The organism is Marinomonas sp. TI.3.20 (assembly GCF_038155025.1).
Lineage (GTDB): Bacteria > Pseudomonadota > Gammaproteobacteria > Pseudomonadales > Marinomonadaceae > Marinomonas > Marinomonas flavescens.
The window spans coordinates 263882-276747 of sequence record NZ_JBAKAS010000002.1 but is presented as its reverse complement, the minus strand read 5'-3'; the positions used below and the strand labels follow the sequence as shown (position 1 = coordinate 276747).

The following is a 12866-nucleotide window of genomic DNA, read 5'->3' as shown; positions in this document are numbered from 1 at the left end:
GGAAGGGTTATGAATTTTCGCATATTGATAGTTTTATTCAGTGTTTTTTTTGTGTCACTAGCAAATGCCGTCCCTGTGAGCAATCTTTATCGGGCTGATATTAAGCTGCCAGTGGTCGGTTCGGATGATCAATTGCTCGATGAGGCGTTTTCTCAAGCGGTTGAGCAAGTGTTGGTTAGAGTGTCTGGCGATAAGAAAGCGATTAGTGGTGATTTGTTAAAGCAGGCTCAATCAGATGCTCCGACATGGGTTGCGCAACATTCGGTTGTTTCTTTGCCGCAGTTGCTGCCTGTAAATGGAGAGCTGGTAGCGGGTAAAAAAGTGAGTGTTATTTTCTATCGTGAATCGATAGATCGTTTTTTGTCCAAAAACAATTTGCCGGTATGGGGGAATAATCGACCTTCAGTTTTGGTTTGGGCGGTCAGTGAAGATAATGGGGTGAGAAGTATTTCTGGCGCCAATGCTCCTTCGGAATTATTGAATGATTTGGCAACATCTGCAGCTATGGTTGGCGTTCCAATTTACGCGCCTCTGGTGGATTCTGTTGATAAGAGTGCTATTTCTCCATCTGATATATGGGGGTTCTTTGAAAGTAGTATTAAGCAAGCAAGTAAGCGATATCAGACGGATGCTGTTGCTGCAATGCGTGTGACTGATTATGCCGGAACGGTAAGTGGAACCTTGCTGGTTTTATTGGATGATGGTACCAGTCAGCGGTTTTCTCTGAATGGCGATAGTTTGCAGGCCTTGGCTGATCAGGCTAGTTCTGATATGGCGTTAGTCTTGTCTACACGCTATGCAGCCGTTAGAAACGTTGCTGTGGAAAGTCGTTTAATGATTCAGGTGTCAGGCATAAATAGTTACCTTGCTTTGAATAAAGTTCAGTCTTATTTAGAGCAGGTTGGTGTTGTTAGGGATGTTTTTGTTGTGGGTGCGAAGGGGGATCTAGTGACTTTTTCGGTAGCGATTAACGGCAGTAAACAAAAATTAATAAACAGCATTTCTTTGAGTAGCCTGTTGCAGATTGATAATACTAAGCCCATTGCTACAAAGAGTAACGGCGTTGCTGGGGAGCCTATGGTGGGCGAAAGTGTCAATCAGGTTGATGTCCCAGCAGAACCAATTGAAACCTTTAAATATAGTGGAGTTCAGCAGTGACAGAATTAAATGAAGACTCTGTAGTGACGTTAGATTTTTTTGCTAGAGATGAAGAAGAGCAGCAGGATTTCTTGCGCCAAACTTGGTGTAATGAGTGTATGGAAATGGACTTAGGGATGAAAAATCCTATCGAATACTCAACTCCGGATCGAGTTTGGATTGAAGGTGAGTGTGTTAAATGCTCGTCAAAAGTCATTACGGAGATTGTTGAAGAAGAGGAATAATACTTCTCTACTTAATTACAATTTGAAGTAAAAAAAACCGCGCCTTGGCGCGGTTTTTTGTATCAACTATGTTTTACTTTTCAGGGTAATCGCGTTGTGCTTTACCAACGTAAAGCTGACGAGGGCGGCCAATTTTATAGGGGCCGCTGATCATTTCATTCCAATGAGATATCCAGCCGCTAGTACGAGACATGGCAAAAATCACCGTAAACATACTGCTTGGGATGCCAATGGCCTTCATGATAATACCGGAGTAGAAATCTACATTCGGATACAGTTTACGCTCAATAAAGTAAGGGTCTTCAAGCGCAATTTGCTCTAATCGTTTAGCAATTTTTAGCAAAGGATCATTTGATTGTCCTAATTCAGCTAAAACTTGGTCACAGGTCTCGCGCATTACCTTGGCACGTGGGTCAAAGTTTTTATAAACGCGATGTCCAAAGCCCATTAAGCGGAAAGGATCGTCTTTGTCTTTTGCTTTTGCTATGTATTCATCGATATTTGCAACGTCGCCAATTTCTTCAAGCATCGTTAATACTGCTTCGTTGGCACCGCCATGAGCGGGTCCCCAAAGGGTTGCAATACCAGCAGCAATACAAGCGAATGGATTGGCGCCAGAAGAGCCAGCTAAGCGTACAGTAGACGTTGAGGCGTTCTGCTCGTGGTCCGCATGAAGGATGAAAATTCGATCCATCGCTTTAGCAAATACTGGGTTTACAACGTACTCTTCACATGGTGTTGCAAACATCATGTACAAGAAGTTTTCAGCGTAAGATAAATCGTTACGTGGGTACATAACTGGCTGATCTTTAGAGTATTTATAGCAAATCGCAGCAAGTGTCGGCATTTTCGAAATTAAACGGAAAGCCGCAATTTCGCGATGCTCTGCATTGTTGATGTCCATGTGATCTTGGTAGAAAGCAGATAGCGCTCCAACTAATCCGCACATGATTGCCATCGGGTGTGCATCGTTACGGAAACCTTCGATAAATTTATGCATCGATTGGTTTACCATGGTGTGATTGCCAACGGTTTTTACGAACGCTTCTTTTTGATCCTTATCTGGCAACTCTCCATACAAAAGAAGGTAACAGGTTTCTAGATAGTCAGAATGTTCTGCTAGTTGCGCAATAGGATAGCCACGGTGTAAAAGAATACCTGCATCGCCATCGATGTAAGTAATTGCAGATTCACACGAGCCAGTTGACATAAATCCAGGGTCGTAGGTAAAGATACCTTTAGAGCCTAGAGTGCGAACATCAATAACATCTGAACCTAGTGTACCGGAAAGAACGGGTAATTCGATTGGATTATCGATCCCATCCACTGTAATTCGAGCTTTTTTATCAGCCATTTATGGTCTCCTTCGTATTCTGATCCGAGGCTAAAAAGTCAAAAATTGATCTGTCTAGCCAAGAAGGTGGGCAAAAAATACTGTCTACGCACTATAAAAGTCAATGTTATGCATTTGCAAACTACTTGCATAATTATCTTTGTGTTTGTAATTATCTGACAAAATTGACTTTTATGCTATGTTTAAAAAATATACCGTCTACACCTATCGTTATGAAATATAAGTGTTATTTCACTTTTTTCGCTGTGAAAAATTTCGTAATTTAGTACCATTATTGTTCTGGCTTATGGTTACATTCAGCTTGTGAATGATGATCATTGAAAACCCATACTCTTGTCTATTTGTCTTAGTAAATTTCGCTGGTCTATAATTGCGGTCACGATGATTCCATTGATTTGTTGATGTCTTGAAAATAAAGAGTAGTTCCTTTATCTCAACTCGTTCGCAAATCGATGGGATTTTCAAAGTAGGCCTATGATGCAGTCGTATTTTACGCGAGTTAATACGTTGGTGCATATAGATATTGGGTCGTGATTGACCACTCAATCGATAAAATGGTGTAAAGAGTCGTGAGTAAAAAAAGACCAGTCAACCTTGATATTTCAACAATATCTCAGCCCGTAACAGCAATAGTATCAATTCTTCATCGTGCAACAGGAATCATTCTCTTTATCGGTTTGGTTTTCTTGTTTTATGCATTTGATGTCTCTTTAGAGTCTCAAGAAGGTTTTGACCACGTTGTTGACATGCTTCAAAACAATTTCCTAGCGAAGTTTATTATTTGGGGTGTCGTTTCTGCCTTGATGTACCATCTTGTAGCAGGTGTAAAACACTTGTTTATGGATCTAGGGTATTTCGAGGAATTGGAAAGTGGGCGCCAAGCTGCTATTGCTAACTTAGTAATTGCTGCTGTCCTAATCGTTTTAGCAGGGGTGTGGATATGGTAACTCAAATTACAAATTTCGGCCGTTCCGGTCTTTACGATTGGATGATGCAGCGAGTTTCAGCGGTTGTGTTGGCTCTGTACACTGTGTTTATTATCGGTTACTTGTTAATGCACCCTGATCTTACTTTTGATCAATGGAGTGCTTTGTTCGAGACAACTTGGGTGCGTATCTTTAGTTTGATGATGTTGTTGTCCATTGGTATGCATTCTTGGATTGGTTTGTGGTCTGTTTCAACTGACTATATTAAACCAACCGGTATTCGTTTTGTTTTTCAAGCTTTATGCGGTCTACTGATGTTTGTTTACATCGTATGGGGCATTCAGGTTCTTTGGGGGCTATAAATAATGGCAAATATTCGTACGATTTCTTTTGATGCCATTGTAATTGGTGGTGGCGGTGCTGGTATGCGCGCCGCATTGCAATTGACAGAATCTGGTTTAAACACTGCGTGTGTAACGAAAGTATTTCCAACTCGTTCACACACAGTTTCTGCACAAGGTGGTATTACCTGTGCAATCGCAAGTGAAGATCCAAATGATGATTGGCGCTGGCACATGTATGACACCGTAAAAGGGTCAGACTATATTGGCGACCAAGAAGCGATCGAATACATGTGTTCTGTAGGCCCACAAGCCGTATTTGAACTTGAACACATGGGTCTACCTTTCTCTCGTAAAGAGAATGGTCGTATTTACCAACGTCCTTTTGGTGGTCAATCAAAAGATTTTGGTAAAGGCGGACAAGCGGCTCGTACTTGTGCTGCCGCTGACCGTACTGGTCATGCTTTGTTGCACACGCTTTACCAAGCAAACTTGAAAGGCGGCACTACCTTCTTAAATGAATGGTATGCCACTGACCTTGTTAAAAACAGCGAAGGCGCTGTTGTTGGTGTGATTGCTATTTGCATTGAAACAGGTGAAACACTTTACCTTAAAGCAAAAGCAACCGTACTAGCGACTGGCGGTGCAGGTCGTATCTTCCAGTCTACAACCAATGCACACATCAACACGGGTGATGGTGTTGGTATGGCGTTGCGTGCTGGTTTCCCTGTACAAGACATGGAAATGTGGCAGTTCCACCCAACGGGCATCTACGGTGCCGGTACACTAGTGACAGAAGGTTGTCGCGGTGAAGGTGGTTACTTGATCAACAAAGATGGCGAGCGTTTCATGGAGCGTTATGCGCCAAACGCGAAAGATCTTGCAGGTCGTGACGTAGTGGCACGTTCTATGATTCTTGAAATCCTAGAAGGTCGTGGTTGTGGTCCAGAAGGCGATCATGTATTGCTTAAGCTTGATCACCTAGGTGAAGAAACGTTGAATAAACGTCTTCCTGGTATCCTAGAGTTGTCTCGTACTTTTGCTCACGTAGATCCAGTAAAAGAACCAATCCCAGTTATTCCTACTTGTCATTACATGATGGGTGGTGTGCCGACTAACATCAGTGGTCAAGCGCTAATGCAAAACGAAGCCGGCGACGATGTGATCATCGATGGTTTGTATGCATGTGGTGAAATCGCTTGTGTGTCTGTACATGGTGCAAACCGTCTAGGTGGTAACTCGTTACTTGACTTAGTTGTATTTGGTCGTGCAGTTGGTCTACATGTTAAGAAAGTGCTAGACGCTGGTTTTGACTCTCTTGATGCAAGTGACACCGACATAGAAAAAGCCATGGCTCGTTTGACTCGCCTGAATAATTCAACAGGTGGTGAAGATGTTGCTGCGGTTCGTGCAGAGCTTCAAAAAGTAATGCAGTTGTACTTTGGTGTATTCCGCGAAGGCGCAATGATGCAGAAAGGCTTGAAAGCCCTTGAAGACATTCGTAAGCGTGTAGAAAACCTAAATCTTAGTGATAAGAGTCAGGCATTTAACACCGCACGTGTTGAAGCGCTTGAACTTGAGAACTTGTTAGAAGTGGCAGAAGCAACCGCTATTCCAGCAGAATTCCGCAAAGAAAGTCGTGGCGCACATGCGCGTAACGATTTCACCGAGCGTGATGATGAGAATTGGTTGAAACACTCATTGTTCCATCCTGCAAGCAAAGCAGTTACGAAACGTGACGTAAACTTTGGACCGAAAACGATGGAAGCTTTTCCACCAACAATTCGTTCATACTAAGGAGTAATTGAAATGTTAGTTAGTATTTATCGTTACAATCCTGAAGTGGACGATGCGCCATACATGAAGGACTACCAGATTGATTTGCCTGCGGGCAAAGATTTGATGGTTTTGGATGTATTGAACTTGTTGAAAGCTCAAGATCCTAGTATTTCTTACCGTCGTTCATGTCGTGAAGGTGTGTGTGGTTCCGATGGTATGAACATGTCAGGTAAAAATGGTCTAGCTTGTATTACACCAGTTTCAGAAGCAGCGAAGAAAGGTAAGCTTGTCTTACGTCCGTTGCCTGGCCTGCCTGTAGTGCGTGATCTAGTGGTTGATATGGGGCAATTTTATAAGCAATACGAAAAAATCCGCCCTTATCTTCTTAACGATACGCCAGTGCCTGCGATTGAACGTTTGCAAAGTCCTGAAGAGCGTGAAAAGCTTGATGGTCTATACGAATGTATTTTGTGTGCTTGTTGTTCAACAGCGTGCCCATCTTTTTGGTGGAATCCTGATAAGTTTGTTGGACCTTCTGGTTTACTACAAGCTTACCGCTTCTTGGCGGACAGTCGTGACACAGCAACACAAGAGCGTTTAGGTGAGCTAGATGATCCGTTCAGCGTATTCCGTTGTCATGGAATCATGAACTGTGTCAATGTTTGTCCGAAAGGATTAAACCCTACAAAAGCCATTGGTAATATTCGTACCATGCTTTTGCAAAGAGCGACTTAAGTCATAAATGATTCACTTTGTTGTTATAGAGTGAATAATGCTCAGGCGGCTTGAATTTGTTCTTCAATGCCGCCGTTTTTGCATCTTTTGGTGTAGAGAACTGAACAAAAAGAATTTAAAATTTGTCCTGTGCTTGCAAGGATGTACTTAGAGAAACTATTGGATTGATTGCTTAGGCAAAATGCTGTGAGACACAGCATAAATAATAGTTTGGTATAGAATGCAACAGGACATATACGGTGATAAATTGACAACAAATCGAGGCTTTAACAGCCTTACGGGCCTGATGGAATTATTGACTGATATGATAAGTTCATACCGGGACCCCGGTAGCTGGCTCGAACATAAGGGTGATCGAGAATGCACGAAAGTTTAATGGAGTTGCTATGGAGCACCTCTCAATTTTCAGGTGGTAACTTGGAATACGTTGAGGGGTTGTTTGAAAGCTACCTAGTCGATCCGAATTCAGTGTCGGAAGAGTGGCGTAAATGTTTTGATCAATTGCCTCGTGTAAGTGAGGCTCAATCAACAGATTTACCACATTCAGTAATCCAACAGCAGTTTTTAGAAATCGGAAAAAATAAATTCCGAGCAATGCCTGCTTCTACCGGTGTTGCTGCAAGCTCTGAACATGAAAATAAACAGATCAATGTGCTACAACTTATTGATGCTTACCGTGTACGCGGACATCAACATGCCTCTTTAGATCCATTGGGTCTTCAAAAACGTGAGAAAGTAGCAGACTTAGATATCGCTTATCACCAGTTAACTGGTGCTGATTTTGATACTCAATTTAAAACTGGCTCTTTATTCTTTAATAAAGATTCAATGAAGTTAAGCGACATCATCGCTGAACTTGAAAAAACCTATTGTCAGCATATAGGTTATGAATTCATGCACATTGTTAATACGCAAGAAAAAGCGTGGCTTCAACAACGTGTAGAATCAGTACGCTCTTGTCCTGAATATTCCCCTGAAACACGACAAAATCTGCTTGAACGTTTAACCGCAGCTGAAGGCCTAGAAAAGTACTTAGCAAGCCGTTATCCAGGAGCGAAGCGCTTTGGTCTTGAGGGCGGCGAAAGCTTGATACCAATGGTTAATGCATTGATTCAAGGTTCTGGCGCACTAGGCGCAAAAGAAGTCGTGATTGGTATGGCTCACCGTGGCCGACTAAATGTGTTAGTGAATACGTTAGGTAAAAATCCTAAAGACTTATTTAATGAGTTTGAAGGCAAGGGTAAAAAACTGGTTAGTACATCAGGTGATGTTAAATACCACCAAGGTTTCTCTTCTAATGTGATGACAGCGGGTGGCGAAGTACATATAGCGCTTGCTTTTAACCCATCTCATTTAGAGATTGGCTCTCCTGTTGTAGAAGGTTCCGTTCGTGCTCGTCAAGATCGCCGCAAAGATACAATAGGCAAAACAGTTGTTCCTATTTCTATCCATGGTGATGCTGCGTTTGCTGGTCAGGGTGTTGTGATGGAGACATTCCAGATGTCTCAAATTCGTGGCTTCCATACTGGTGGTACGGTTCATATCGTTATCAACAACCAAGTAGGCTTCACGACTAACCGTCAGGATGATTCACGCTCTACAGAGTACGCAACCGATGTTGCGAAAATGATTCAAGCGCCTATCTTCCACGTTAACGGTGATGATCCAGAAGCGGTATTGTTTGTTACTCAACTAGCTTTGGATTACCGTTACGAGTTTGGTCGAGATGTACTGATTGATATGGTTTGTTATCGCCGTCGTGGTCATAACGAAACCGATGAGCCTTCTGGTACACAGCCATTAATGTACAGTGTTATTAATAAGCTAAAAACAACACGAGCGTTATACGCAGAGCGCTTAGCGGCTGAAAATATTGTTACTGAAGCACAAGCTCAAGCTATGATCGCTGAGAATCGTCAAGATCTTGATGACGGGCGCCATGTTGCTAAGAGCCTAGTATTAGAACCGAAATCTGAATTATTCATCAACTGGAAACCGTACCTAGGTGCTGAGTGGACAGATGCTGGAGATACTCGCTACCCACTTGCTAAATTACAAGAAGTAGCTAAAAAGCTAACAATTATTCCTGATGGTATTGTTGTTCAGCGCCAGGTTCAGAAAATTTATCAAGACCGTGATAAAATGACCGCGGGTGCATTACCTCTTAACTGGGGCTACGCCGAAACGTTGGCCTTTGCGAGCTTGTTAGAGCAGGGTTATCCAATCCGCCTTACTGGTCAGGATTCAGGGCGTGGTACTTTCTCACACCGTCATGCCGTGATTCACAGTCAGAAAGATGGCAGCACTTATATTCCGCTTAAACATGTATCTGACAGTCAGCCGACGATGGATTTATACGATTCATACCTTTCAGAAGAAGCGGTATTGGCTTTTGAATATGGCTACTCGACAACTGCGCCAAAAGGCTTGGTTATCTGGGAAGCACAGTTCGGTGATTTTGCAAACGGTGCGCAAGTGGTTATTGACCAATTTATCACCAGTGGTGAGCACAAGTGGGGTCGTTTATGCGGTCTGACTATGTTGTTACCTCATGGTTATGAAGGTCAAGGTCCTGAGCATTCATCTGCAAGGCTAGAACGCTTTTTGCAGCTTTGTGCTGAATATAATATTCAAGTTTGTGTGCCAACAACACCATCGCAAATATTCCATATCCTCCGCCGTCAAGCGATTCGCCCAATGCGTCGTCCGCTTGTTATTATGTCTCCTAAGAGTTTGCTTCGTCATAAACAAGCAATCTCAACGTTAGAAGACTTGGCTGATGGTAGCTTTAAAACCGTCTTACCAGACACATCTGAAACCATCGCAGCGGATAAAGTAAAACGTATTATTCTATGTAGTGGTAAAGTTTATTTCGACTTGATTAATCGTCGTGCTGAACTTGAAAAAGACGATGTGGTGGTTATCCGTTTAGAGCAATTGTATCCGTTCCCTTACGATGATCTAGAGTCAGAGTTGGAGCAATACAAGAATATTGAGAGCCTAGTTTGGTGTCAAGAAGAGCCGAAAAACCAAGGTGCTTGGCATGCCAATCGTCACCGTATGAACCGAGTGTTGGAGAAATTGTTTCCAGAGATCAAAATTCGTTTTGCAGGCCGTATATCGTCTGCTGCACCAGCGGCTGGTTACATGTCTATCCATGTTCAAGAACAAGAAGCGCTTATCAACGACGCATTAGTTGATTAGCACCATAGCCTGTCAGAGAGATAAGGGTATCAAATGAGTATTGAAATTAAAGCACCAACTTTTCCAGAATCCGTAGCAGACGGCACCGTTGCTACTTGGTACAAACAACCAGGTGAAGCCTGTGCTCGTGACGAGCATATTGTTGACATCGAAACGGATAAAGTTGTTTTGGAAGTGGTTGCGCCAGCAGACGGCGTATTAAAAAACATACTAAAAGCAGAAGGCGATATTGTTCTTAGCAATGAAGTCTTGGCTGTATTTGAATCTGGTGCTGCTGCAGCACCAGCAGAGAAACAAGAAGCGGCACCGGCTGCTGCTGCACCTGTTGCTGCTGCACCTGTTGCAGCAACATCAGCGAAAGAAAGTGTGCAAATTAAAGCACCAACTTTCCCTGAATCTGTTGCCGAAGGTACGGTAGCAACTTGGTACAAACAACCAGGTGAAGCGTGTTCACGTGATGAGCATATTGTTGACATCGAAACAGACAAAGTTGTTTTAGAAGTCGTTGCCCCTGCTGACGGTGTTATTGGTGAGATTCTAAAAGCAGAAGGCGAAACGATTCTTAGTGATGAAATTATCGCAAGCTTCTTGGTCGGCGCTTCTAGCGCAGCCGCACCTGTTGCCACAGCGGCGCCAGCAGCCACTGTTGCTGCTGAATCCGATGAAGATGGCGTTGCAGGACCTGCAGCTCGTAAAGCATTAGCGGAAGCGGGTCTTACAACAGCACAAGTTAAAGGCACTGGTAAAGGCGGTCGTATCACCAAAGAAGACGTAGATGCAGCCGTTAAAGCGAAACCAGCTGCGGCTCCAGCACCTGCGGCGAAAGCAGCGGCGCCAGCTGCTATGGCACCATTGGGTGCTGATGGTCGTATCGAAAAACGTGTTCCTATGACACGTCTTCGTGCCACTATCGCTAAACGCCTTGTTGAAGCACAGCAAACAGCGGCACTATTGACTACGTATAACGAAGTTAATATGGGCCCGATCATGGAACTTCGTAAGAAGTACAAAGATCTGTTTATCAAGACTCATAACGGCACTAAGCTTGGCTTTATGTCTTTCTTCGTGAAAGCGGCAACAGAAGCTCTAAAACGCTTCCCAGCGGTCAACGCCTCTATCGATGGTAATGACATGGTTTACCATGGCTACCAAGACATCGGTGTTGCTGTATCAACATCTCGTGGCTTAATGGTTCCAGTACTTCGTAACACCGAAGCAATGGGCCTTGCTGATATCGAGTCTAATATCATGGACTTCGCTTTACGCGGTCGTGATGGCAAGCTTGGTATGGATGATATGCAAGGTGGTACTTTTACTATCACTAACGGTGGAACGTTTGGTTCATTGTTGTCAACGCCAATCATCAATCCACCACAAACTGCTATTTTGGGTATGCATAAAATCCAAGAACGTCCAATGGCAGTAGATGGTCAAGTTGTGATTCAACCAATGATGTATTTAGCCCTTTCTTATGACCACCGTATGATTGATGGTAAAGAAGCCGTACAATTCTTGGTAACAATTAAAGAGCTTTTAGAAGATCCAGCGCGTTTGTTGTTAGAAATCTAAGCGCAGAAATCTAAGCTTTAAATCTAAGGGTTCGTACTATTTTAAAAGTGCGAATTGATTTCGCGGCAGCCTCACAAGGGCTGCTGCAGTTCGATAGGATAAATGGAAACGCATATGTCTACTAAATTTGATGTTATTGTAATCGGTGGCGGCCCTGGTGGTTACGTTGCTGCAATCCGTGCGGCTCAATTAGGTCTGAAAACGGCTTGTATCGAAAAATGGTTAGATAAAGAAGATAAGCCTCGTCTAGGTGGTACTTGCTTAAACGTGGGTTGTATCCCTTCTAAAGCATTGCTTGATTCTTCACAAAAATACCATGATGCGAAAGCCTCTTACGGTGTTCACGGAATCAGTGTTGGCGATGTTGCCATGGATATTGACACCATGGTTGACCGTAAAGACAAAATCGTTAACCAATTGACCAGTGGTATCACAGGTCTTTTCAAAGCCAATGGCGTTACTAGCTTTGAAGGTTTCGGTAAGGTTCTAGCGAATAAAAAAGTAGAATTCACAGCCCATGACGGTTCAGTTCAAACACTTGAAACTGATAACGTTATTTTGGCGACAGGTTCTATTCCAGTAAATATTCCACCTGCACCACAAACTGGCGATATTATCGTTGATAACGTGGGTGCATTGGATTTCCGCGCTGTACCTAAACGTCTTGGCGTTATCGGTGCTGGCGTTATTGGTCTTGAGTTGGGTTCTGTATGGGCTCGTCTTGGTTCTGAAGTGGTTGTATTAGAAGCACAAGATTCTTTCCTAAGTATCTGTGATCAAGACATCGCGAAAGAAGCCGCTAAAATCTTCAAAAAACAAGATCTAGACATTCGTCTTGGCGCTCGTGTAACAGGCAGCCAAATCAACGGCGAAGAAGTGGAAGTGACTTACCTTGATGCTAAGGGTGAAGAGCAGAAGCAAACGTTCGACAAATTAATCGTAGCGGTTGGCCGTAAGCCATTCACTCAAGGTTGTTTCTCAGACGATTCTGGCGTTAAGCTAGACGAGCGTGGATTTGTTTTCGTTGATGACCAATGCCGTACGTCTGTACCAGGTGTATTTGCTATTGGTGATATCGTTCGTGGTCCAATGTTGGCGCACAAAGCATCTGAAGAAGGTGTAATGGTAGCGGACATTATCGCAGGCCATAAAGCGCAAATGAATTACGATTGCATTCCTTCTGTTATTTACACTCACCCAGAACTTGCTTGGGTTGGTAAAAACGAACAGGAATTGAAATCAGAAGGCGTTAAATACAAAGTAGGTAAATTCCCATTCGCGGCGTCTGGTCGTGCAATGGCAGCTAACGACACTGATGGTTTTGTTAAAATCATTGCTGATGAAGAAACAGACCGTATCTTGGGTTGCCATATTATTGGTGGTCATGCGGCTGACTTGATCGCACAAGCTGTTATTGCAATGGAATTTGGTTCTACAGCGGAAGATATCGCCTTGACTGTATTCGCTCACCCAACGGTAAGTGAAGCAGTACATGAAGCGGCGTTAGCAGTAGATGGCCATGCTATCCACATTGCAAACCGTAAAAAGCGTTAATAGAAATTTAGATTTGCCGGCC

Annotated in this window: 10 protein-coding genes; 9 read left to right on the top strand and 1 reads right to left on the bottom strand. The window is 43.3% G+C overall.

Translation table 11 applies throughout. The features are described from left to right. Positions 1 to 9: 9 nt before the first annotated feature. Both V6259_RS03785 and V6259_RS03780 read left to right on the top strand, forming a co-directional pair. Positions 10 to 1158: a DUF2066 domain-containing protein gene (locus V6259_RS03785; protein WP_133011023.1), complete on the top strand. Its 1149-nt coding sequence runs from the start codon at positions 10 to 12 to the stop codon at positions 1156 to 1158. Beyond that, a complete protein-coding gene (locus tag V6259_RS03780; RefSeq protein WP_133011024.1) occupies positions 1155 to 1382 on the top strand; it encodes a hypothetical protein in 228 nt (75 codons plus the stop codon). Before V6259_RS03785 ends, V6259_RS03780 begins: the two co-directional genes overlap by 4 nt. 73 nt (positions 1383 to 1455) lie before the next feature. On the opposite strand, the gene gltA is transcribed toward V6259_RS03780, so the two are convergent. Further along, positions 1456 to 2736 (bottom strand): citrate synthase, encoded by a 1281-nt coding sequence (gltA, locus tag V6259_RS03775; RefSeq protein ID WP_341583378.1) that lies wholly within the window; start codon positions 2734 to 2736, stop codon positions 1456 to 1458. Positions 2737 to 3305: 569 nt separating this feature from the next. Here gltA and sdhC point away from each other — a divergent pair. The 7 genes from sdhC to lpdA all read left to right on the top strand — a co-directional run bounded on the left by sdhC (position 3306) and on the right by lpdA (position 12844). Then, the gene (gene sdhC / locus V6259_RS03770; RefSeq protein ID WP_341583377.1) at positions 3306 to 3683 is read left to right on the top strand and encodes a succinate dehydrogenase, cytochrome b556 subunit; all 378 of its coding nucleotides are present in this window, start codon (positions 3306 to 3308) and stop codon (positions 3681 to 3683) included. Then, positions 3677 to 4024 (top strand): succinate dehydrogenase, hydrophobic membrane anchor protein, encoded by a 348-nt coding sequence (sdhD, locus tag V6259_RS03765; protein ID WP_341583376.1) that lies wholly within the window; start codon positions 3677 to 3679, stop codon positions 4022 to 4024. Before sdhC ends, sdhD begins: the two co-directional genes overlap by 7 nt. 3 nt (positions 4025 to 4027) lie before the next feature. Next, entirely contained in the window at positions 4028 to 5800 is a 1773-nt protein-coding gene (gene sdhA, locus V6259_RS03760; protein ID WP_341583375.1) for a succinate dehydrogenase flavoprotein subunit, read from the top strand. A gap of 12 nt (positions 5801 to 5812) precedes the next feature. Beyond that, on the top strand, positions 5813 to 6517 hold the full coding sequence (locus V6259_RS03755) for a succinate dehydrogenase iron-sulfur subunit (RefSeq protein ID WP_133011029.1): 705 nt from the start codon (positions 5813 to 5815) through the stop codon (positions 6515 to 6517). 360 nt (positions 6518 to 6877) lie between these two features. Beyond that, positions 6878 to 9721, top strand: coding sequence for a 2-oxoglutarate dehydrogenase E1 component (locus V6259_RS03750; protein ID WP_341583374.1), 2844 nt, complete (start codon positions 6878 to 6880; stop codon positions 9719 to 9721). A gap of 33 nt (positions 9722 to 9754) precedes the next feature. Continuing rightward, positions 9755 to 11290: a 2-oxoglutarate dehydrogenase complex dihydrolipoyllysine-residue succinyltransferase gene (gene odhB / locus V6259_RS03745; RefSeq protein WP_341583373.1), complete on the top strand. Its 1536-nt coding sequence runs from the start codon at positions 9755 to 9757 to the stop codon at positions 11288 to 11290. Between the two features lie 114 nt (positions 11291 to 11404). Beyond that, positions 11405 to 12844 (top strand): dihydrolipoyl dehydrogenase, encoded by a 1440-nt coding sequence (gene lpdA / locus V6259_RS03740; RefSeq protein WP_341583372.1) that lies wholly within the window; start codon positions 11405 to 11407, stop codon positions 12842 to 12844. The last annotated feature ends 22 nt before the right edge of the window (positions 12845 to 12866 follow it).

Excerpts from the sequence above, each read along its gene's own strand:
- V6259_RS03785 (WP_133011023.1), top strand. The coding sequence starts at position 10 with ATGAATTTTCGCATATTGATAGTTTTATTCAGTGTTTTTTTTGTGTCA.
- gltA (WP_341583378.1), bottom strand. The coding sequence starts at position 2,736 with ATGGCTGATAAAAAAGCTCGAATTACAGTGGATGGGATCGATAATCCA.
- sdhD (WP_341583376.1), top strand. The coding sequence starts at position 3,677 with ATGGTAACTCAAATTACAAATTTCGGCCGTTCCGGTCTTTACGATTGG.
- sdhA (WP_341583375.1), top strand. The coding sequence starts at position 4,028 with ATGGCAAATATTCGTACGATTTCTTTTGATGCCATTGTAATTGGTGGT.
- V6259_RS03755 (WP_133011029.1), top strand. The coding sequence starts at position 5,813 with ATGTTAGTTAGTATTTATCGTTACAATCCTGAAGTGGACGATGCGCCA.
- V6259_RS03750 (WP_341583374.1), top strand. The coding sequence starts at position 6,878 with ATGCACGAAAGTTTAATGGAGTTGCTATGGAGCACCTCTCAATTTTCA.
- odhB (WP_341583373.1), top strand. The coding sequence starts at position 9,755 with ATGAGTATTGAAATTAAAGCACCAACTTTTCCAGAATCCGTAGCAGAC.
- lpdA (WP_341583372.1), top strand. The coding sequence starts at position 11,405 with ATGTCTACTAAATTTGATGTTATTGTAATCGGTGGCGGCCCTGGTGGT.